Genomic DNA, 22,688 nt, shown 5'->3' with positions numbered 1-22,688 from the left:
CGGCAGGGTGAACCGGGGTGCCTGCGGCCACACTCAGCTCACGGGAAACAACATTGGTAGATCCACGCCATGCGTGGATGCTCTTGCGGCACTACAACGCCCTGCGCAGCAGCTTCGGCACCAGCATCAGCGCATGCGCCCAGATCGCGCCCCACACCGCTACCCGCACCGGCAGCGAACGCTGCCTGGCCTCGAACTTCTGGAAATAGCGCCACAGGCCCTTGTGCTTGTGCCATTCAACGAAGAACGGCCGCGAGCGGCTGGAGACGCCACGAACGTGGATGACCTGCAGGTCATTGGCGATCGCCACCACTGCTCCGGCTTCGCGTGCACGCCGGCACAGGTCCAGGTCTTCGGCATGCAGACGATAGCCGGCGTCCCAACCTCCGATGCAGTCGAACAATGCACGCGGCATCATCAGCAGCGCACCGGACAGCGCCGGCACCCGCTGCAGCGCCTGCTGCGGGTCACGCGGCACCGCCAGCTTCGAGCCCTTGCCCGGCGAGCGCAGCATCATCAGGAAATCCGGGTCGCGGCGGCGCACGGCTTCGTCGGCATGGCCCTGCTCGTCCACCTGCTCGACACCGAGCAGGCAGTCGCCCAGTGCTTCCGCGCGGCTGCGCAGTGCGGCCAACGTCTCCGGTTCGACCATCAGGTCCGGGTTGATGAAGGCCAGCCATGGGCTGTGCGAATCGGCCACGCCCTGGTTGTTGGCGGCGGCAAAGCCGGGATTGTCCGGATTGCCGACGAAACGCACGCGCGAGTCGTGGCTGGCATGGCGCTGCACGATATCCAGCGTGCCATCCATCGAGCCATTGTCGATCACCCGGATCTCGGCCACGTCCTGCGCCTGGCGCAGACGCGAGAGGCAGGCGTCGATGGTGCTGCCGCTCTGGTAGGTGACGACGATGGCGGCAATGGCAACATTCAAGCAGGAGGCTCCGGCGCGGAAGACGAGACGAACAGGTCACCCTGTTCCTTCGGCATTATCGCCTGCCGCATGCGCTGCTGCAGATCGGCACGCAGGCCATGCAGCGGATCGTGCATGAGGAAGTCAGCCAGCCGTGGCACCCACCCCGGCCAGCGCGCGGCCAGGGCCTCGAGATCGCCATCACGGCTGACCGCCTCCCCTGCCCGGCTGACGAAGGCGGTCTCGCACAGCACGTTGCGCCATCCCAGGCCAGCCATGCGCAGGCTCAGGTCCACCAGTGCCGCGTTCCAACCCACGTAGCTGTCCACGTCCAGGCCGCCGGCGCGGCGACGCGCGTTGCCGCGCACCAGTACCGCGTGGGTGACCGCCGAGGGCAGCTCCGGATGCAGCACCGGCAGCGTGGCACAGGTGTGTGCCAGCAGCGCCGGGTCCTCCGGTTCCGGATTGATCTCGCCCAGCCGCGGCCATGCAGCGGTTTCGCCGGCATTGCACCACGGGGTTGCGGTGGCGATGGCGGCGTCGCGGGCGAAGGCATCCTGCAGCTGCTGCAGCCAGCCCGGCGCGGGCACGCTGTCCGGCGCCAGCACCGCCACGTCCATGCCCTCGCAGGCGCGCAGCATCTCATCCAGATGGGCGACCTCGCCCAACGGCCGCGCGCGGCGGGTGTATTCGGCCTGCAGTGGCGTATGCGCCAACCAGTGCTCCACCACCGCCTGCGCACGCGGGCCGGTCTGCGCGTCATCGGCCAGCCAGACCGCGGTTCCCGGCGCGGTGCCGGCATCCAGCGCAGCCAGGCAGCGGTCGAGTGCGGCATCGTCCACGCACAGCGGCAACAACACGATCGCCCCCATCCCGCCTCCGTGGTTGTCGGTAGCCACAGCCTAGCACTGGGAGGGTATCGGCCGGGTTGCACCCGGCACCTGCAGAGGCCAGAGCCGAAGCAACAGCAGAAGCCGGCTATCCGTGGCATGGCGGGGTGGGTCCGGTTGCGGGGGACGCCGTTAACCCGTCCATGGGGGCTTGGCCGCGGCATCCATGCCGCGGACACCCCCGCAACCGGACCCACCCCGCCTTCGACAGATCTCTGCGATCTGCAGTAGATCCACGCCATGCGTGGATGAATCTCCATCGGAATCGAATATTTCGAATTGGAATCGAAAAGCATCCACGCATGGCGTGGATCCAGCGTGTCGACCAAGGTCGACACCTACCAACAGCCGCGGGAATCTGTCAGAGGCGGGGCGGTGTGGGTTGGCAGGACCGTTGGCGCCATGGGCCCGAGGCATGCCTCGGGCGGGTTGGGCAAGACGCCCAACCCCGGTCTTGCCGTGTGCGCAGGACTGCGCACACGAGCAAGGCGCCATCGAGCCCCCATGGAAGGGTTTACGGCGTGTCCTGACAACCCACACCGCCCCGCCATCCCCCAGAAACCCGCTGTTGCTGTTGCTGTTGCTGTTGCTGTTGCTCCAGCTCTGGCCTCTGCGGGTGCCGGGCGCAGCCCGGCCGTCAACCCCTTACTTCTTTGCGCGCGGCTGGTTCAGCGGTTCCATCGCGCGGAAGCGCTGGCTGTACTCGTCGGTCAGGGTGCGTGCCTCCTGCCCGTTGCGCACGATGCTCGGCGTCAGCAGCACGATCACCTCGGAACGGCGGCTGGTGCGGCTCTTCTGCCCGAACAGTGCGCCCACCACCGGAATCCGGCTCAGGCCGGGGATGCCGCTGCTGCCATCGGTGCCCGTGTCGGTGATCAGGCCGGCCAGCATGATGGTGTCGCCGCTCTGCACCGCCGCTTCGGTCGACAGCTTCTTGGTGGAAATCCGCGGGTTGCAGTTGCGCTCGGTCGGGTTGCAGTTCTCCGGCACGTTCGAGGCGCTGCTCACTTCCTGCACGATGTCGAGGAATACCGTGCCGTCGCGGGTCACGCGCGGGCGCACCTTCAGGATCACGCCGGTGTCGATGTACTGCACCGAGCTGTAGCTGCTGGTGCCGATACCGGTGTTCACCGTGGTGGTATTGATCGGCACCTTGTCACCCACGTTGAGCGTGGCCTCGGCGTTGTTGCGCACGAACACCGAGGGGGTCTGCAGCAGGCGCACATCGGTGACCTTGTCCAGCGCGCTCACCACCGCCGCGCCATTGTGGCCGGTGAATGCCCAGCCAAGGCCTTCGCCACCGGTCGCGGCACCAGCAAAGCTGCTCCAGGAGCCGCCGGCGGCGGCCGGCAGGGTCACGCCGGCCAATGCGCCGGTCAGCGCGCGCCCGGCCACCGCGTTGTCGAAGAACCAGTTCACGCCGTACTTCAGGTCCCCCTCCAGTGCGACCTCGGCCACCTGCGCTTCGATATGCACCTGCAGCGGCATCACGTCCAGCTTCTCGATCACTTCGCGGATCGAACGCCAGGCCTGTGGGGTCGAGCGCACCAGCAGGGTGTTGGTTTCCTCCACCGCCGACACGCCCACGCGATCGCCTTCCACTTCCAGGCTGACGCTGACATTGCCGGACTGGCGCTGCGGCAGGTTCATGCTGCCGTTGCCGGTGCCACTGGAGCCACTGCCCGGCGTCGAACCGAAATTGCTGCTGTTGTTGCTGTCCATGCCACGATCACCGTCGCTGCCCAGCTGCGACGGCATTGCACCCGGTGCCAGCGAGGCCGGGCTGGAACCGCCGCGGTTGCCGCTGCTGGCGAAGGCTTCACTGAGGCGTTCGGCCAGGTCGCGCGCCTTGATGTAGCGCAGCTCATAGGAGAACAGGCGGGCGCTGCCACCGGCGGTGTCGATGCGGTCCAGCCACTGCTGGATCTGGTCCAGGTAACGCACCTGCGGGGTGATCACCAGCACCGCGTTGGCGTTTTCCAGCGGCAGGAAGCGGAACATGCCGGCGCTGGGCGTCTTGCTCTCCTCGCCGAACACCTTCTCCAGGTCGGCGGCCACCTGCTCGGCCTTGCCGGACTGGATCGGGAACACGCCCACCGACATGCCCGACAGCCAGTCGACGTCGAAGATCTCGACGGTGCGCATGTAGTTTTCCAGCTCGGCGCGGGTACCGCCCAGGGTGATCACGTTGCGGCCGCTGTCGACGTTGACGATGGCGTTGGGGCGCGCGTACGGCTCCAGCACCTTCTTCATTTCAGTTGCCGAGATGAACTGCAGCGGGATCACCCGTACCTCGAAGCCACGCGCACTGGCTGCCGGCGCCGTGCTCGGCGCGACAGTGCCGGCCAATGCCTGATCGGCGGCGACGATGTTGTAGCGGCCGCCGCTGTAGACCATGCGGGCATTGTTCCAGCCCAGCACCATCTCCAGCAGGTTCAACGCCTGCGCCGGCGACACCGGCTTGGGCGTGGCCAGGGTGACCGTGCCCTGCACCCCCGGTGCGATCACGTAGTTCTGGCCCAGCATGTCACCGAGGATGGCCTTGACCACCGCATGCACCGATTCGCCTTCGAAATTGAAGGTTGCTTCACCGGTGCTGGCGCCATGCAGTGCCGGAGCCGGTGCGCGTGCTGCTTCGCGGTTGATCATGGTGCCGGTGCCACGGCGGATCACCGCCTGCGGAGCGCCCTGGGCGTCACGGGCAGCATCAGCGGCGACTTCGGCCGCCTGGCCGGCCTCGGCAGTGGGCGACAGATTGCCCTTGCGCTGCACATGCGGTGCGGACACGGTGCTGCAGCCGACCAGCAGCGCGAGGGCAAAGGACCAGGGAAGGAAACGCAGGCTCATGCATTCACTCTATCGGTTGGTGCCATCGCCCGGGGGCGGCGACGGTTGTTGCTGCTGTTGTTGTTGCTGCAGCTGGCGGCGACGGGCCTGGATGCGTTCGCGGATGGCCTGCATCTGCGCTTCGCTGGGGCCGTTGTTGTTGGCAGGCGGTGTGGCGGCCGCCGCAGCCGAGGATGCCGGCGCACTGCCAGCAGGCAACGGCGATGCGGTTGCCGCAGCCGGCGGCGGTGCCGGCGGAGCGCCTGCCGGGGGCGGCACAACGATCGCACCGGCCGGTGGCGCACCGTTGGCGCCGCGCAGCACGGTCGGCGGTTCACCCCCCTGCCCGTTGAATACCGCCAGTTCCAGCACCTGGTTGCCACCGGGGCCGATCACGGTGGCCTGGCGCGGCTGCAGTGCGACCAGCTGCCAGCCGTCGACGGCTTCACCGTTGAGGCGCAGGCGCAGCGAGCGGTTCTGTTCGGTGGTGAAGGTGGCCATGCCGAAGTCGCCGGTCAGCAGCACGCCGGTCAGGCGCAGCGCGGCGCTGGCGGCGGGCTCGCTGCCGCCGAGCAGGTAGGGCTTAGGCCTGCGGTCCTCGGCGAACAGCGGTCGCTCGCCGATCGCGCTGTAGCTGTCGGCGCTGGCCATGCGTTCTGCGGCCAACGGCGGCAGCACCGGCAACGAAGGCACCGCATCGGCATCACCGTCCGCACCTGGCAGCTGGCTGCCCAGACCGAAGCCGGTGGCCAGCCAGACCGCTGCCGCCCAGCCGGCCAGTGCCAGCAGGAAGCCGGTGCGCAGGCTGATCTGCTCAAGCTTCATCGGCCACCTCCTGCCCTTCTTCGGGCGCAGCCGGTGCGGCGGCCGGTGAAGGTGTGGCCGAAGGCGGTTGCGGCGCCGCGCCCGGTTCGGCTGCAGGTGCCGGCGCAGCGCCATCGGCCGCAGCACCGGGCAGCAGGTAACCGGCCAGTTCGAACGACACGTCCAGGCCGAGCCCGGACTCGTTGGGCGACTGCTGGAAGCGCTGCGCGATCAGGTTGAGGTTGTCGACGAACAGGCGCGGGCTGCCGGTTTCCAGGCTGTGCAGCACCGTGGCCAGTTCGGCCACACCGCAACGCAGGCGCACCTGCATGGCCACGCGCACGAATTCGGCGTCACGGCGGTTGTCGGTCAGTGGCGTACGGTTGCTGATGGTGCAGCTGCGGTTGCCCGGGCTGGCCATCGCCACCGCATCCTGCAGCTTCGCGCCCAGCGCAGCGGCCGCAGCTTCGGCGGTGGCTTCGCGCAGGAAGCCCGGCCGCTGCTGCAGTGCCTCGCGGGTGGCGCGCAGGCGCTGTTCGATCTGCGGCTGCTGCTGCAGCTGCGCCTGCACGCGCTGCTCGCGCTCGCGCAGGGCGGCCACGTCGGCGTCGATTTCGCGCAGTGGCTGGGTGAACCAGGGGTGCACCAGCAGCAGGTAGGCCAGGCCCAGCACTGCCAGCAGCAGCGCCAGTGCCAGCCAGCGGTCACGGCGTGCGCTTGGCATCGGCATCGGCCGCCTCCCGGGTCGGGGCCGCAGCCGGCAACGGCTGCAGTTCGGCGGTCATGGTGAAGCGGTCACGGCCACTGGCGGCGCCATCGGCCTGCAGTACGCCGGTCAGATTGACCTTGCGCCACTGCGGTGCGTCCTGCAGCAGCTGCACCAGCTGCGAGGCCTCGCGGCTCAGGCCGATCAGCTGCAGGTTGTTGTTCTCGATGGCCAGCTTTTCCAGGTAGGTGCCCTCCGGCAGGCGCCGGGTCAGTTCATTCCAGATTTCCACCGTTCCGGCGCGCTGGCTGCGCTGCTTTTCCAGGAATGCGGCACCATCGATCAGCGCCTGCAGCTGCGCGCGTTCGCTGGCGACACCACGCGCACTGCGTGCACTGCGCTCGACCTGCGCACGCAGTTCGTCGGCGGCGGCGCGGCGGTTGTCGAGCAGCTGCAGGGCCGCCAGCACCAGCATCACCAGCGCGGCCACGGCCAGCAGCACATTCCAGCGCCGCGTCGGGTCTGCCCGCAGCTGGCGCTGCCCCGGTGGCAGCAGATTCACCTGCAGGGGTTCACCCTCGGTGTCGATGGCATCGACACCGGCCAGTGCATCGGCCCATTCGCCTACGCTGGCCCGCCACGCCTCAAGCTGGCGCAGTGGCCAGGCGATCAGTTCGACCTGCAGCTGGCCCTCGGCGGCGCCCCCGAGTTCACGCACGTCATAGCTGACCTGGCTGGATTCGAACGGCGTCTGGCGGTCGATCTCGAAACCGACCACGGCGCGCAGCCGGTCGGCCGCAGCCGCAGGCAGGCGCAGATGACGACGCAGTACCTCGCTGGCCGGCAGCAGCCACACCCGCGGCAGGCTGCGCAGTCGCGGTTCCAGCACGCGGTCCAGTTCGGCCGGCGACAGCGGCCATGGCACGCTGGCAACTGCTTCGCGGCGTTCTCCGGCCTCTCGCCAGACCTGCAGCTGCTCACCCTGGCGCTGCAGCAGCAGGCGCGCCTGTGCCCAGCCCAGTGCCCACTGCCAACGTGCCGGCACCCAGGCCAGCAGCGATTGCCGCCACCAGCGCAGGAAACGGCCGGCGCCAGGGCCGATCCGGCCCTGCACCTGCCGCACACTGTCCTGCCATGCCGTCATCTTGCTGTCATTCCCTGCTCCCAGCGAAGCACTGTGTAGGACCGCCCGGGAACCCCGCCCGAGCCATTGCGTACCACTGCCTGCAACACCGACCGGCGTCCACTGCCGTCGGTTGCACGAGACTCGATACTATAGGTGCCGCTGCTGCTGGCAAGCGTTGTCGCACCGCCAGCGGTATCTGCGTCACGCTCCTGCTGTGCGCGCTGCGCCAGCACGGTATCCGCATCCAGGCCCAGTGCGGTCAGCACCGGCGCGCTGGCGAACTGGGGATCCGGGCGTGCCTGGCGGCTGTACAGGGTCAGGTGCGGCAGCATGGCCTTGTACAGCGGGCCGCGCATGCCCAGTACCCGCTGCAGTTCACCGAGCGTCTCGAAACGCTTGTTGCGTGGGCCATACGGCAACCCCGCCGCCGCATAGTCCGGGGCTTCGGCACCGCCGCCCGGCTGCAGCAGGCTGTCTTCATCACGCCAGTCGACAATGGCACCGGCCAGCTGCCGGGCTGCCCCTTCGTCTTCGCCGAGCGCCTTGAGGAACGCGGTCAGCAAGGTCACGTCGGCCAGGTTCAGGTTGATCTTGCCGTTCTCGTCCAGCACCTTGATTTCGATGCTGGCGTCATCGAACTGCCAGCGGTAGGTTCGGCCATCAGCGCGCCAGGGCGCCCGCAGCGGATCGGCGGAAAGGCGCAGCAGCGCGTACTCCAGGCCGGCGCGCGCCCGTTCCTGGCCGCGTGCATCGTCATCCAGCACCCGCTGCTGCAGATGCTCGACCCGTGCGCTCAGCGCGAACGCACCGACCAGCGCGGTCATCAATGCGATCAACCACAGCACCAGTACCAGTGCCGCACCGTGTTGCCGGTTCATCGCGCGCCTCCGCTGCCACCGTTACGCGGCGCCACCACCAGCGTCGGCCAGGGCGCGCCCCTGGCCGGGACGATCCTGATCTCCACCAGCATCGGCAGGCGGCGGGTATCGTCCCAGCGCGGCATCCAGTCGCTCACCTGGCCGGTACTGGCATCGATGCCGCGATAGCGCAGTTGTACCGACTTCAGGTTTTCCACCAGCACTTCCGGCGGGCGCGGCGGGTTCTCGGCGATGCGCTCGCCTTCCTGCAGCAGCACCAGGTCCAGCAGCAGGCGCTGCTGGCCATCGCGGCCGTCCACCTGCAGCGCGTGCAGGTAGGGTCCGCCGCGGCCGAGGTAGCCCGGCAGATCGGCGGCGAACAACATGCGCTGCTCTTCGCCCTGGAAGAAGATCGGTTCGCGGGTGGGATCGGGTACTTCCAGCGGCGTGCGCAGCGCACCGGCCAGCTGCCGCCGCAACAGCGCCTGCACCGCGCGCATGCGCTCACTCTCGGCCGCGATCTGCTCGCCACGCTGACTGACCGCCATTGCCGAGCGGACGCTGGCGAACGCCAGCGCCAGGCCACCGGCCAGCAGCACCGTGGCCAGCATCACTTCAACCAGCGTGAAACCTGCGGCGCGGCGCTTCATCGCGCGCTCTCCAGGTCCGGCGGCAGCAGGCGCAGGCTGCGCCAGCGCAGCTGCTCTCGTTCGCTGTCGCCCCAACGCACCTGCAGCTGCAGTTCGGCCAGCCAGGGGGCACCGGCCGACTGTGACTGCACAGCGTTGCCGGCACGTGGCTCCACCCACGGCTGCACCTGCAGCTCCCAGTGGTAGCGTCCCTGTTCCCAGTCGCCCTGCTGGCTACCCACCTGCAGTGGCGTGGCGACACCGGTTTCGGCCAGCAGCGACTGCGCATGCAGTATCGCGCGCGTGCGCAGCTCGGCCTCGCGCACCTGCCTGGCACCACCGGACAGACTGCCCAGCAGCAGGGTCAGCGCCAGCCCGAGCAGGGCAAAGGCGATGATCACTTCCAGCAGGGTGAAGCCGCGAACGTGCCGCTTCATTGTGCCCGCCAGGGGCCGGAGCGGACCTCACCGGTCAGCCAGCCCACGTCGATGCGCCATTCGGCATCGTCACGCTGCAGCCGGATGCGGCCACCGCTGGAGCCACCATCGGGATGGAACTCGATCACGCCCTGCCCTGGCGCAGTGGCCAGCTGCGCGGCGCCTTCGAACTGCACCTGCAGCTGTGCCGGCACGTCACCATGGCGCTGGTTGGCGCCTTCCCAGCGCCGCTTTGCCGGTTCGATGACAAAGCGCTGCGGCTCGCCGCGGGCGATCGCCTGCGCGCGTACTACCCGCAGCTGGTTGGCGATGTCCTTGCCGGCGCTGCGCAGCTGCATGCCGGCGAAGCCGCGCGACAGGCCGGCGGCGGTAATCAGGCCGATCGCTGCGATCAGCGCGATCACCAGCAGCATTTCCAGCAGCGACAGGCCCGCTGCGCGCCTGCCGTGCAGGCGCGGGCGAGGCAGCCGGCGCGGCAGGAAATACGTCATGCAGGATTACGGCTGGTAGCGGATGTCGGCATCGACGCTGCTGCCGCCGGCCTTGCCATCCTTGCCGAGGCTGATCAGCTCGTACGGCTGGCCTTCGCCCGGCGCACGGTACTCCAGCGCGTGGCCCCACGGGTCGTTCAGGTCAGCCGGCTTGGCATACGGCCCCAGCCAGCCACCGACACCCGCCGGTGCGGTCACCAGATCGTTGAGCGAGCCGGGCAGCTTGCCGGTATCGATCTGGTAATTGTCGACCTTGGACGCAACGGTCTGCACCTGCGCCTTGGCGATGTTGGCCTTGCCGCGATCGGCGCCGCCCAGCACGCGGCTGGCGACCAGGGTCAGCACCGCACCGATCAGCACGATGACGATGATGATTTCCAGCAGGCTCATGCCCGACTGGTTGCGCGCGGCGGTGAAGGAAAGGCGGATCGGTCGACGGGAAGCAATCATGGTCGGTCCTTTCAGTTGCGGAGTGTCGGGGTTGCGTAGGGATCCATCGTCAACCGATGGCATTGGTCAGGTCGTACAGCGGCACCAGCACGGCAACGATCACCGCACCGACCACCGAGGCCAGCACCAGGGTGATCGCCGGCACCATCGCCGCCAGCAGGCGGTCGATGCGCCGGGCGCTGTCCTGTTCGAAGGTATCGGCCGCTTTCAGCAGCATGGTATCGAGTGCACCGGATTCCTCGCCGACCTGGATCATCTGCAGCGCCAGGCGCGGGAAACGCTTGCCGCGCGACAGCGCCAGCGACAGGCCGGTACCATTTTTCACTTCATCCGCGGCGGCTTCCACATCGGCGGCCAGCGCGCGGTTGCCCAGCACGTTGCGGGCGATGCCCAAGGCACCCAGCAGCGGCACGCCATTGCGCAGCAGCGTGCCCAGCGTGCGGGCCAGCCGCGCGGTTTCCAGTTCGCCGAGCAGGCGGCCGATGCCGCGACGCTGCAGCAGCCAGCCATCCAGCGCCAGCCGGAAGGCTGGTTGCCGCGCCTTGCGTTCGAAGAACAGCGCGAGTATCCCTGGCACCACCAGCAGCAACACCCACCAGTCGCGCACGAACAGACCCAGCTGCAGCACCGCGTTGGTGAACCACGGCAGCGCCACATCCAGGCTTTCGTACATCTGCGCGAACTGCGGCACCACGTAGCCGAGCAGGAACAGCAGCGCGCCACCCACCACCACCAGCAGGATGGCCGGGTACACCAGCGCGTTGATCACCTTGCCCTGCAACGCGCGGCTGCGTTCGAGGTAGTCGGCCAGGCGCTGCAGGGTTTCGTGCAGGCTGCCGCCGGCTTCACCGGCCCGCACCATGTTCACGTACAGGCGCGAGAACAACCCATGCTGGCGCTCCAGTGCGGTCGACAGCGGCGCGCCACCGCGCACCACATCGCGGATGTCGGTGATCGCGCGGCGCGAGCGTTCGTCTTCGGGCAACCCGAGCAGGATCGACAGCGCGCGATCCAGCGGCTGGCCTGCACCGAGCAGTGTCGCCAGCTGCTGGGTGAACTGCAGCAATGCAGCGCCCTGCAGCGGCCGTTGGCGGAACAGGTTGCGCCAGGTACTGCCACCGATCGCACCGCCATCTGCCAGCTGGGTCTCCATCGGCAGATGGCCCTGGTCCTGCAGGCGCGCGACCAGCTCGGCCTCGCTTGCCGCTTCCATCTGCCCGTCGAAGATCTCGCCGTGCGGATTCAGTGCCTTGTAACGGTAGGTCGGCATGTCAGCCCCGGCGTCCTGCGCGCATCAGCTTTCCTCGGTGACACGCAGGACTTCCTCGATGGTCGTCTGACCACTGAGGGCCTTGGACAGGCCATCTTCGTACATCGTGCGCATGCCGGCTTCGCGGGCAATGCGTTCGATCTCGCCCATGCCGTCGCGGCGCATCACCGCGCGCCGCAGCGCGTCGTTCATCACCAGGAATTCCATGATGGTGGTCCGGCCGAGGTAACCGGTCGGCGCCAGCGCGGAAGGCTTCGGGCGATACAGGTGGATCGGTCCTTCCGGCTGCAGGCGGCGCAGCTCGAAGCGTTCGATCTCCTCCGGCGAGGCTTCATAGCGCTCGGCATGGGTCGGCTCCAGCCGACGCACCAGGCGCTGGGCCAGGATGCCGTTGATGGTGGAGGTAAGCAGGTAGTCTTCCACGCCCATGTCGAGCAGGCGGGTGATGCCGCCGGCTGCGTTGTTGGTATGCAGGGTGGACAGCACCAGGTGGCCGGTCAGCGCCGACTGGATCGCGATGCGCGCGGTTTCCAGGTCGCGCATTTCGCCGATCATGATGATGTCCGGGTCCTGGCGCACGATGCTGCGCAGGGCGTTGGCGAAGTCGAGGCCGATCTGCGGCTTGGCCTGGATCTGGTTGATGCCTTCGATCTGGTATTCCACCGGGTCTTCGACCGTGATGATCTTGACGTCGGCAGTGTTCAGCTGGCTCAGCGCGGTGTACAGCGTGGTGGTCTTGCCTGAACCGGTCGGGCCGGTCACCAGCAGGATGCCGTGCGGCTGTTCCAGCACCTTGCGGAACTGCGGCAGGAAGGCGTCAGTGAAACCGAGACGATGGAAATCGAACACCACCGTTTCGCGGTCCAGCAATCGCATCACCACGCTTTCGCCGTGCGCGGTCGGCACCGTGCTCACGCGCAGGTCCAGCTCCTTGCCCTGCACGCGCAGCATGATGCGGCCGTCCTGCGGCAGGCGGCGCTCGGCGATGTTGAGCCGGGCCATGATCTTGATGCGGCTGATCACCGCAGCAGTGAGGTTGGCCGGCGGGCTTTCGCCTTCCACCAGCACGCCATCGACGCGGTAACGGACCTTCAACCGGCTTTCGAACGGTTCGACATGGATGTCCGAAGCGCGCAGTTCCACTGCACGCTGGATCACCAGGTTGACCAGGCGGATCACCGGCGCTTCCGAGGCGAGGTCACGCAGATGCTCGATATCATCGACCGCACCGCCCTCGCCATCGGCGGTTTCGACGATCGCGCCCATCGCGCTGCGGCCCTGGCCGAACCAGCGTTCGACCAGGTCATAAATTTCTGCGCGCATGCCCAGCACCGGTGTCACCGGCACACCCAGTGCCAGCTGCACGGCCTGCTGCGGATAAGGATCATGGGCATCGGCCAGCCACAGCCGGACCCCCTGTTCATCCAGCGCGAGCGGGCAGACATGGAACTGCTTGAGGAAGCGCAGCGACAACGGCAAGCCTTCCGCCAGCCCTTGTGGCGGTGCTTCCGACAGCTGTTTGCCTTCCAGCAGCGGCAGCCCCAGCACTTCGGCGCTGGCCTGGGCCTGGTCACGCTCGGAGACCAGCCCCAGCCGCACCAGCAGGCCCAGCAGGCTGCCGCCGGCCTCTGCGTGCAGCGGCCGCGCACGTGCCAGATCGCCTTCCTTCAGCCGGCCGCGCGCCAGCAGCGCATCCAGGATGCGGCCTTCAGCGTCGTCGGCAGCGGCGGTAGCAGCAAGCGCGTTCACATGACTCTCCTGTCAATCGGCTCGACTTTAACAGTTAAGCCATGATTTCCGCCGCCCCTGCGCCACCTTTCGTAAAAAGACGAAGCCCGTCACATGGGATGACGGGCTTCGGCCATTCAACTACGACAGTTCAAGCTTACTGCGTGGCGAGAATGCTCACCCCGTTGTAGGCCGCTTCACCCACCACCTTGATGTAGTAGGTGGCCGCCACCGGCTTGGTCACCCGCACCGTCTCGGAGGTGCCCGGACGGGTCGACTTGGCGTCGTTGTCGCTGGCACTGGGCTCACGGCCTTCAGCCACGTAGACCGAAACGTTGCCGGTGCCACCGTAGGTGATCACGCTGAACTGCTTGCCAGCAGCCGCTTCGAAGCTGTAGAGCTTGCTGCTGCCGGCCGCACCGGACAGGCCACCGACGGCGGCCTTGTTGGTCAGCGGCGTGGCCACCGGCCCGCAGTTCTCGGTGCACGGTTCTTCCAGTGCCTTGGCCAGCGCAGCCTTGGCATCGAGGATGCCGGTACCGATCGGGGTGGCCGCCGGGATGGCGACCGGGAACGGACGCGCGGTTTCCTTCAGCAGGGTGCGCATGGCCGCCGGAGTCAGCGGATCCTTGCCCTTGGCGATCAGTGCGCTCTGCACCAGTGCAGCAACGGCGGCCACATGCGGCGAGGCCATCGAGGTACCGCCCATGCCCATGTAGCCCGGCGTGCCCGATTCCGGCGTGGTGGCCGCATTGGAGCCGGTCTGCCAGATGTAGCCACCCGGGTTGCCGTCGACACTGCCGCCGCCACCCGGACCGGACAGGTCCACGCGGGTGCCATAGTTTGAGTAGTAGGTGATGCCACCGGTGATGCGCGTGGCACCCACGGTCACCACGCCTTCGCAGCTGGCCGGACGGTACTTGGACGCGTTGTCGGTCTCATTGCCGGCCGCCACCACCACCGTGGTACCGCGCGAGATGGCGCCGTTGATGGCGTCCTGGTAGGTGCTGCCGCAGGCGCCGCTGCCGCCCAGGCTCATGTTGATGATCTCGGCCGGGTTGGTGTTGGCCGGGATGCCGGTCACCGTGCCACCCGATGCCCAGACCACCGCGTCGGCGATGTCGGACAGGTAGCCGCCGCACTTGCCCAGCACGCGCACCGGCAGCACCTTGGCCTTGTAGGCGACACCGGCCATGCCGACGCCGTTGTTGGTCTGCTCGGCCACGGTGCCAGCGACGTGGGTGCCGTGCCAGGAACTGTCCTCTGCCAGCGAGCCGTCATAGCACTCGTTGTCGTTCTCGACCCAGTCACCGTAGTCCTGCGCACCCGGCACACGATCGTTGGTCGGGCGCCGCGAGGTCTCCGCATCGCTGATGAAGTCGTAACCCTCCAGCAGATTGCCGACCAGGTCCGGATGCTGCGGCAGGATGCCGGTATCGATCACCGCCACCACGATGCCCTCACCCTGCGAGACATCCCATGCCGCCGGTGCGTTGATGCCGCCGACGGCGTTGTGCAGGTGCCACTGGTTCTGCTGGTAGAAGGGATCGTTCGGCACCAGCGCCGGCTGTACGTTGCCTGCACGCAGTTCGGTGCGGCGCAGCTTGACGTCGGCTTCGGCGTACTGCACCGACGGGTCAGCCTTCAGTTCCTTCAGCACACGCTGCAGTTCGGCTGGGGCCAGGCGGCCCTGCACGCGGATCAGGTCCGCACCAGTAGCGAGCTTGCGTACCACCTGCGGGCCGAGGGTACTGGCACGTGAGGTACCGCCGGAGAGGCTGGCCCGGGTCAGCGCCGACTGCACGGTGGACAGCTTCGCCGAGCGGTCGGTGGCGGCGGCAGCGCCGGCCCGGTACTTGACGATGATGCGCTCGGCGCCCGGCTGGGCGGTGCTGGCCTGGCGCACCGGTTCGCGGGTCGGCAGGCCGGCGGCGTGGACGGCACCGACGGCCGTCATCGACAGCACGGCAGCGGCAAGCACATTGATGCGAAGGTTCTGCTTCTTGATCACGTCGAATTCCTCTTCTGGGTCATGGATCGAACCAACACTGCGGCCATCATTCCTTGACGACTCCCGGCCGGCCCAGCCGGGATTGCCGTGACCTCCCCCCAGGCCCTCACTGCAGGTGCTGCGCCGGCGTGGGTGGCCGCCGGCGCGATGGAGTGGCTTACCAGCCGAAGCCGGCACCGACGCCAACCGAGCTGTCGTCGCTGCTGAAAGCACCGCCGAAGGTCACCGTGGCGCGATCGCTGATCGCACGCTGGTAGCCCAGCGACAACGCCGACTCGCCGCCCTGGAAACCAATGCCGACGCCGACTCGGTTCTGGGTGCGGATACCGGCGGCACTGGTGGCCATGTTGAGCATCGCCGCGCTCATCGCACCCTGGCGGTCGATGCGGCGATCCATGTGGCGCAGGCGTCCGTCGATCTCGCCCTTGAACACATCGAAGCTGTCGGCGACGGCCTGGACGCGGCTGTCGGTGTAGCTGTTGGCTGTGGCCATGCCACGGTCGAGCTGGCCCTTGTTGACCGCATCGGTGGCCGTGGTACCCGCCGCCACATTGGTGACCTGGCGCTCGTTGCCTTCACTGCCCACCGAGACCGTGTTGGCACGATCGGCAACCGAGCCCTGGCCCAGCGCCACGGCGTTCGCAGCGGTGGCATTGGCACCCTGGCCGATGGCCGTGGATGAGGCGCCACTGGCGACGGCGCCATCGCCCATGGCAACGGCATTGACACCACTCGCCGGGGTGCCCACCGGAATGCCAGCACCCGCCGCAGCGGCCGTCGGCGTACCCTGCACCCGCGCGGTGCTGGCGGTTGCCGCATCGGCCGTTGCCGGTGCGTCGTTAACGCTGGCCAACGGGCTTTCATCCAGCGAGGTACTCATCGCGCGCAGGCTGGCGGTTCCGGTACGTGAGCCACCGGCGGTGCGGCGGTCGATCTCGCTGACCTTGCGGTCCAGCGCGCCCAGCGCATCGCCGACGTTGCTGTAGGTGGCACCCTGGATCACATAGTTCGGCGCCACGAACACACCCTGCATGCCGACGCTGGCACCACCACCGAGGAAGCTGGCGGCATCACTGAGCGACTGGAACAGCTGGCCGCCATTGATCGCCTGGCGGCTGCCAGCCGCAATGCTGCCGGCACCGACGTTGTCGATGGTGGTGCCCTGGAAGCCGGACAGGGTCAGACGATCACGGCTGGCGTCGTCATAGCCGACGGCGCTGGCCGCAGTGGTTTCAACGGTGGCGATACGAGAATCAAAATCGCCCACGCGGGTTTCCACCGCGCCCACCCGCTGGTTGGTGACGTTGAGCTGCGAACCGGTGATGGCATCGCTGCTGCCGGCGGCAATGCGGCCATCTGCCACGTTGACGATGCGGCGCGTGGCGGGACCATCAGTGGGGTTGCCACTGCCTACCGACACAACATTGGCATCCAGCGCACGCGATCCAGCACCGAGTGCAACCGAGTTCACGCCGACCGCACCCGCGCCGGCGCCAACGGCCAGCGCGCCGGAGGCAGACACCGTGGCATTGGCACCCAGCGCGATGCTGCGTGCGCCAGCCGCATTGGCCACCGAGCCCATCGCTACCGAATCGGTACCGATGGCGTTCGCGGTTCCCGTGCCGTTGGCGCGGAAGTATCGGTTGGTGGTGTTGGCAGTGAACGCAACTGCGTCCAGCTGCCCGCGATTCACTGCGTCATTGATTTCGGTACCGTTGGCGACATTGGTGACCTGCCGGTTGTTGACGGCACTGCCGACGGACACGGTATTGGCACGATCGGCCACCGAGCCTCCACCCAGTGCGACACTGCCCGCAGCCGAAGCGGTGGCACTGACACCCACCGCGGTGGCATTCAAACCAGTGGCCTTGCTGCCGTAACCGACCGCAGTACCGAGGCGGCCGCTGGCTTCGGCATAGCTGCCCAGCGCCGAAGCCCCATCGGCCGAGGCATTGGCGCGGAAACCACTGGCCTGCGACTGGGTACCGCTGGCAATGGCCTGCGCGCCGCTGGCCGTGCTGTAAGCGCCCTTGGCCTGGGCGCCGGCGCCGGTAGCGCTGGCGCCGAGTTCGCTGGCGCTGGCGCCGCTGCCCACGGCCACGCTGTCGACACCACCCGCCTGGGCCGCGTTGCCGAGTGCGGCCGCATTGTTGCCGGTGGCGAGCGCATCGAAGCCCACCGCTGTGGCGTTGGCGGCCATGGCATTGGCACCACTGCCCAGCGCGGTGGCGCCATTGCCGATGGCGTTGGCCGCATTGCCGGCAGCCAGTGCGTTGTCGCCGTCGACCAGTGCGCCGGCTTCGCCATCAGCATTGCCGCTGGCCTGGAACTGCCGGCTGGTCTTGTCGGCGACGCTGGCGACCGCATCCAACTGGCCCTTGTTCACCGCATCGGTGGCTTCGGTGCCGGCCGCGACGTGGGTCACCTGACGCTCACCGCCAGCCTTGCCGACGGCCACGGTGTTGTCACGGTCAGCCTTGGAGCCGGCGCCGAGCGCGACGCTGTTGCTGCCATTGGCGGTGGCGTTGGCACCCAGCGCGGTGGCGCTGCTGCCTGCCGCCCACGAGTTCCAGCCAATCGCGGTCGCGTAGTCTTCGGTGGCCCATGCACCGGCGCCGAACGCCGCCGCACCGGTCCCACTGGCACGCGACGGGATCAGGCCGAAGAAGGTGCTGCCGCCGATGGCCACGCTCTCCTCGCCGCTGGCCTCGCTGGACTGACCCACTGCAACGGCACCGGTACCGGCCGCAGCAGCACCGAAGCCGACTGCAGTGGTGTTGGCACCGCTGGCTGCCGAGCCGTAGCCCAATGCGGTACCGAGGCGACCGCTGGCTTCGGCGTAGCCACCCACTGCGGTGGTGCCATCAGCCGAAGCCGCGCTGCGGAAACCGCTGGCGAGCGCCTGTCCGCCGCTGGCGTTGGCTTCTGTACCTGTGGCCGTGCTGTAGGCGCCGCTGGCCTGCGCACGCGCACCCACCGCGCTTGCACCGACCTCGCTGGCGCTGGCACCACTGCCCAGGGACAGGCTGTCCTCGCCGGTGGCCTGTGCGTTGCTGCCCAGGGCAGCCGCGTTGTTGCCGGTGGCCAATGCATCGATGCCCACGGCGGTGGCGTTGGCGGCCAGCGCATTGGCACCGCTGCCGAGTGCAGTGGCACCGTTGCCGATCGCGTTGGCCGCGTCACCGGCCGCCAACGCGTTGTCGCCCTCCACCAGCGCGCCGGTTTCACCATCGGCATTGCCACTGGCCTGGAACTGCCTGCTGGTCTTTTCCGCTGCCGCGGCTACGGCGTCGAGCTGGTTCTTGTTGACCGCATCATTGCCCTGCGTGCCATCGGCCACATTGGTGATCTGGCGGGTGTTGCCACCGCCGCCCACCGATACGGTGTTGTCGCGATCCGCGATCGAATCGGCACCCAACGCCACGCTGTTGGCACCGCGCGATTCGGCGGCATTGCCCAGCGCGGTGCTGTTGATGCCGCCCGACCAGGCACCACCACCCACCGCGGTGGAGTAGTTGCCCGAGGCCTCGGTGGCCAGCACGCCGAACAACGAACCACCCACGGCGACGCTGTTGGTGCCGGTGGCCAGGCTGCCCTGGCCGGTGGCGGTGCTGTAGGCACCGGAAGCTTCCGAATCGCCACCCACTGCCACACTGTTGGAACCGGATGCATTGGCGAAGTTGCCGAACGCGGTGGCATTGAAGGCCGAGGCCTGTGCATAGCCACCGATGGCGGTGCTGTAACCGCCGCTGGCTTCGGCACCGATACCGAAGGCTGCCGACGCCGTACCACTGGCTACGCTCTCGCTACCGACAGCGGTGGCCGCGTCGCCGCTGGCATTGCTGAAGTAGCCCACGGCCACGGCCTCTTCGCCGGACGCTTCGGACAGCACGCCATTGGCAGTGCTCCCGGCACCGCTGGCGATGCTGGCCGCACCGAACGCCGCGCTCTGTTCGCCGCTGGCTTCGCTTTCCGCGCCATGCGCAGTGGCGTACTCGCCCGTGGCCTGTGCGTTGGCACCGACAGCGCTGGCGTTGGCGGCGGTTGCCAACGCATTGAAGCCCAGCGCCTGTGCGTTGCTGGCCAGCGCGTTGGCGCCGCTGCCCAGTGCGGTAGCGCCATTGCCGATGGCGTTGGCAGCATCACCGGCCGCCAGTGCGTTGTCACCCTCCACCAGTGCACCGGCTACGTCGTCGCCGTTGCCGCTGGCCTGGAAGAAGCGGCTGGTGATGGTGGCCGTGGTCGCCACCGCATCCAGCTGCGCCTTGTTCACCGCATCGGTGGCCTGCGTACCAGCAGCGACGTTGGTGACCTGGCGTTCGTTGCCGGCACTGCCCACCGATACCGTGCGTGCACGGCTGGCAACCGAACCGGCACCGAGCGCGACAGCGTTGCTGCCGCTGGCGTTGCTGCCAGCGCCCAGCGCGATCGCACTTTCACCACCGGCCACCGTGTTGGTACCGATGGCGATGCTGTTGATGCTGTTGCCCAGCGCCTGGAAGCCCAGTGCCACGCTGTTGTCGCCATAGCCGAAGGCACCGCGGCCGACCGCCGTGGAACTGGCGCCGTTGGCCCAGCTGTTGTAGCCGATGGACGTGGCGCCGCTGCCACTGGCCCACGCCGCATTACCGAACGCCGAGGCATTGGTGGCGGTGGCCCATGCACCCGAACCGAATGCTGCTGCGCCACTGGCAGTCGCCCAGCTGTAACCACCTACTGCGGTGCTGTCATCGCTGCTGGCGAACGCGCTGTCGCCGACCGCGACTGCATAGCTGCCGGTGGCGCGCGACTTGCCGCCTGCGGCGAAGCTGTTGTCACCACTGGCCTTGGCAGCGTTGCCGAAGGCGCTGCTGGCAGCCCCGGTGGCCTGCGCGCCACTGCCCACCGCCGTGGCATCGGCAACAGCGGTGGTGCCCACCTGCTGCGCCGTGCCATCGGCACCGATGATCGGCTGGTTGAACTCGTCGTAGGCCTGGCCGAGGCCACCGATGGCGACACCGCCATTACCGGTGGCCGCGCTGTTGCGGCCCACGGCCACGCTGTCATCGCCGATGGCCGACGCGGCAGCACCCTGCGCGATGGCGCCGGCGCCGATCGCATTGCTCGACGAACCCACAGCGATGGAGCCTTCGCCATCAGCCAGTGCGCCAGCATCACTGCCCGCCTCCGGCTGTGCCTGGAAGAAACGCGCGGTGGTGTCGGCAGTGCTGGCCACGGCGTCGAGCTGGGCCTTGTTCACCGCATCGGTGGCTTCGCTGCCCGCAGCGACGCTGGTGATCTGCCGCTCGTTGCCGGCGCTGCCGACGGCCACGCTGTTGGCGCGCACCGCTTCGGAATTCGCGCCGAGTGCCACACTGTTCGCGCCGCGTGCGGTGGCGTAGTAACCCACGGCCGTGCTCTGCGCACCGCTCGCCCAGGTCTGCGCGCCGAGGGCACTGGCGTTCTCGCCCGGTGCATAGGCGAAGTAGCCGACCGCGGTCGCTTCGGCGCCGGAGGCTTCGCTGAGGCTGCCGTTGGCCACGGCACGGTCGCCACTGGCGATGGCACCGGCACCGACGGCGGTGGCGGCTTCGCCACTGGCCTGGGTCTGCACGAAGAAGCCCAGGCCGGGGATCAGGTCAGCCGGACCACCGATGGCGACGCTGCTGGTGCCCGTCGCGTTGCTCTGCGTACCCAGCGCGGTGGAATAATCGCCGATGGCATTGGCCACGGCGCCGAAGGCCGACGCCTGCGCACCGGCCGCATAGGCGCCGACGCCGTAGGACGACGCCGCAAAACCACTGGCTTCGGCACTGGCGCCGACCGCAGTGCCGCCGACGCCTGCGCTGGTTGCGCCGGTTTCCACCGGCACGCCGCCGCTGGTGATCAGCGGGTTGCCGTCGGCATCCACCGCAGCGCCACCCACGGCAACGCTGCCCGGACCGTTGGCCTGCGCGTTGTTGCCGAACGCGGCACTGTTCTGGCCCGAGGCCAGCGCGTTGTTGCCAACGGCGGTGGCGTTCTGCGCGACGGCGGTGGCGCCGGCACCGACTGCAGTGGTGCCGTTGCCGATGGCATTGGCGGCCTCGCCGGCCGCCAGCGCCTCGTCGCCCTCGGCCAGTGCACCGGCATCGCTGTTGCTGCTGCCATTGGCCTGGAAGCGCTTGGCGGTAGCATCGGCCACGGCGGCGACGTCCTTCAGCTGACCGACATTGACTGCATCGTTGTCTTCGGTGCCTGCGGCCACGCTGGTGATCTGCCGGGTCAGCCCGTATTCGGCGGCACCAACGGACACGGTATCGACGCGGTCGGCCAGCGAGCCCGCGCCGAGCGCCACGCTGCCGGTGGCCACCGCCGCGGAATTCGAACCCAGCGCGGTGCTGTATTCACCGACGGCGGTGCTGAACGCACCCACCGCGATCGATGCTTCGTTGGCGGCGGTAGCGCCGCGGCCCAGCGCGGTGCTGCCCGGGCCCATCGCCACGGCACCGCCGCCAACAGCGGTGGCGCCATCGGCAGTCGCTTCGGACAGCGCACCCAGCGCGGTGGCCGCGCCGTTCTCGCTGGCGGCGGTCGCGCTTGCGCCAACCGCGGTGTCGCCGAGACCGAAGGCCGCAGCGCTCTGCCCGACCACCACGCTGGCATCGCCGATTGCCAAGGCGCCCTGGCCGAACGCGCTTGCGCCCAGGCCCGCGGCAATGGCCTGGGTACCGATGGCAGTGGTGGCATTGGCCAGCGACTGTGCGCCGGCACCGGCCGCGACTGCGCCCTGCCCGTCGATCTTCGCCGCGTCGCTGTCATCGCCTGCGCCATCGGCCTTGAAATAACGGTTGCCATCTGCGGCAACGTCGGCCAGCGCGGCCTGCGTGGCGCGCGCCTGCGCGTCCAGCTGCGCCTTGTTCACCGCATCGGTGGCCTGGCTGCCTGCGGCAACATTGGTGATCTGCCGTTCCTTGCCGGTATCACCCACGGATACCGTGTTGGCACGCGTGGCCTTGGAGCCGGCGCCCAGCGCTACGCTGTTGGCCGCACTTGCACTGCTGTTGCTGCCGATCGCCACCGCGTTGCTGCCCTTGGCCGTGGCCGAGCCTTCGATCAGGCACTTTTCGAGCAGCTTGCCGCTGAATGCCACGCAGGTGGCGCTGCCGCCGATCTGCACCGACTGTGCTGCGGCGATACCGCTCATGCCCAATCCCAATACCAGGCCCAGTGCCATCGCCAACCTTGCGGGCGCAGCCTGCGTTGCATCGCGGCGCTGGTCGACGACCCCGCCGCCGCTGTCGGAGGAGGCCAGTTCCGAGGCCACCACCAACTGACCCAATGCTTTGTTCCAGACCTTGCGATAAATCCGATTCATCGGTACGGCTCCTGATTGGACTGGTTTTGGGCAAAGCAACGCCACCGCTGGGCTTTCCGGCCCAACGTCCCCTGGGGGCGTTTATTCGCGTGATTTACTGCGGGGTATTGCCGAACGGCGCGCAGCGACAGAAAACAGAGCGCGTGCGCCAAGCGGTTACTGCGAAATGAATGATTCTGAAACGGGGTTCAAGTGTTAACGGCAACTTTGCAGATCG

15 protein-coding genes are annotated in these 22,688 nt (G+C 68.4%); all 15 read right to left on the bottom strand.

Going from position 1 to position 22,688, the window contains the following annotated elements; all coding sequences use genetic code 11:
- Positions 1-91 precede the first annotated feature (91 nt).
- Entirely contained in the window at positions 92-931 is an 840-nt protein-coding gene (locus ACZK5G_RS02920) for a glycosyltransferase family 2 protein (RefSeq protein WP_478465283.1), read from the bottom strand.
- On the bottom strand, positions 928-1,782 hold the full coding sequence (locus ACZK5G_RS02915; protein WP_279912434.1) for a glycosyltransferase family 2 protein: 855 nt from the start codon (positions 1,780-1,782) through the stop codon (positions 928-930). The genes ACZK5G_RS02920 and ACZK5G_RS02915 overlap by 4 nt, the downstream gene beginning before the upstream one ends.
- 663 nt (positions 1,783-2,445) lie before the next feature.
- Positions 2,446-4,647, bottom strand: coding sequence for a type II secretion system secretin GspD (gene gspD, locus ACZK5G_RS02910; RefSeq protein ID WP_285303254.1), 2,202 nt, complete (start codon positions 4,645-4,647; stop codon positions 2,446-2,448).
- Between the two features lie 9 nt (positions 4,648-4,656).
- Entirely contained in the window at positions 4,657-5,451 is a 795-nt protein-coding gene (locus ACZK5G_RS02905; protein WP_478465280.1) for a hypothetical protein, read from the bottom strand.
- Entirely contained in the window at positions 5,441-6,160 is a 720-nt protein-coding gene (gene gspM / locus ACZK5G_RS02900; protein WP_049424965.1) for a type II secretion system protein GspM, read from the bottom strand. The genes ACZK5G_RS02905 and gspM overlap by 11 nt, the downstream gene beginning before the upstream one ends.
- Entirely contained in the window at positions 6,135-7,280 is a 1,146-nt protein-coding gene (locus ACZK5G_RS02895; RefSeq protein WP_032130128.1) for a PilN domain-containing protein, read from the bottom strand. Before ACZK5G_RS02895 ends, gspM begins: the two co-directional genes overlap by 26 nt.
- Entirely contained in the window at positions 7,277-8,140 is an 864-nt protein-coding gene (locus tag ACZK5G_RS02890; RefSeq protein ID WP_032130129.1) for a type II secretion system minor pseudopilin, read from the bottom strand. The genes ACZK5G_RS02895 and ACZK5G_RS02890 overlap by 4 nt, the downstream gene beginning before the upstream one ends.
- Positions 8,137-8,769 (bottom strand): type II secretion system protein J, encoded by a 633-nt coding sequence (locus ACZK5G_RS02885; protein WP_189720559.1) that lies wholly within the window; start codon positions 8,767-8,769, stop codon positions 8,137-8,139. The genes ACZK5G_RS02890 and ACZK5G_RS02885 overlap by 4 nt, the downstream gene beginning before the upstream one ends.
- Positions 8,766-9,185 carry a type II secretion system protein XpsI gene (gene xpsI, locus ACZK5G_RS02880; protein ID WP_032130131.1) on the bottom strand — a complete coding sequence of 140 codons (420 nt, stop codon included), beginning with the start codon at positions 9,183-9,185 and terminating at the stop codon, positions 8,766-8,768. The genes ACZK5G_RS02885 and xpsI overlap by 4 nt, the downstream gene beginning before the upstream one ends.
- Complete coding sequence (gene xpsH, locus ACZK5G_RS02875) at positions 9,182-9,676, bottom strand: type II secretion system protein XpsH (RefSeq protein WP_032130132.1); 495 nt, start codon at positions 9,674-9,676, stop codon at positions 9,182-9,184. Before xpsH ends, xpsI begins: the two co-directional genes overlap by 4 nt.
- 6 nt (positions 9,677-9,682) lie before the next feature.
- The gene (gspG, locus tag ACZK5G_RS02870; protein ID WP_004142831.1) at positions 9,683-10,126 is read right to left on the bottom strand and encodes a type II secretion system major pseudopilin GspG; all 444 of its coding nucleotides are present in this window, start codon (positions 10,124-10,126) and stop codon (positions 9,683-9,685) included.
- 49 nt (positions 10,127-10,175) lie between these two features.
- Positions 10,176-11,396: a type II secretion system protein XpsF gene (gene xpsF / locus ACZK5G_RS02865; RefSeq protein ID WP_032130133.1), complete on the bottom strand. Its 1,221-nt coding sequence runs from the start codon at positions 11,394-11,396 to the stop codon at positions 10,176-10,178.
- A gap of 24 nt (positions 11,397-11,420) precedes the next feature.
- Positions 11,421-13,145, bottom strand: coding sequence for a type II secretion system ATPase GspE (gspE, locus tag ACZK5G_RS02860; protein WP_478465278.1), 1,725 nt, complete (start codon positions 13,143-13,145; stop codon positions 11,421-11,423).
- Between the two features lie 136 nt (positions 13,146-13,281).
- Positions 13,282-15,135: a S8 family peptidase gene (locus ACZK5G_RS02855; RefSeq protein WP_121504852.1), complete on the bottom strand. Its 1,854-nt coding sequence runs from the start codon at positions 15,133-15,135 to the stop codon at positions 13,282-13,284.
- 157 nt (positions 15,136-15,292) lie between these two features.
- The gene (locus ACZK5G_RS02850) at positions 15,293-22,471 is read right to left on the bottom strand and encodes an ESPR-type extended signal peptide-containing protein (RefSeq protein WP_478465276.1); all 7,179 of its coding nucleotides are present in this window, start codon (positions 22,469-22,471) and stop codon (positions 15,293-15,295) included.
- Positions 22,472-22,688: the final 217 nt, after the last annotated feature.

It is taken from the genome of Stenotrophomonas sp. 62841_Sma (assembly GCF_056482945.1).
Note: the sequence above shows the minus strand (reverse complement) of the source record. Positions and strands in the feature narration are given on the sequence as shown.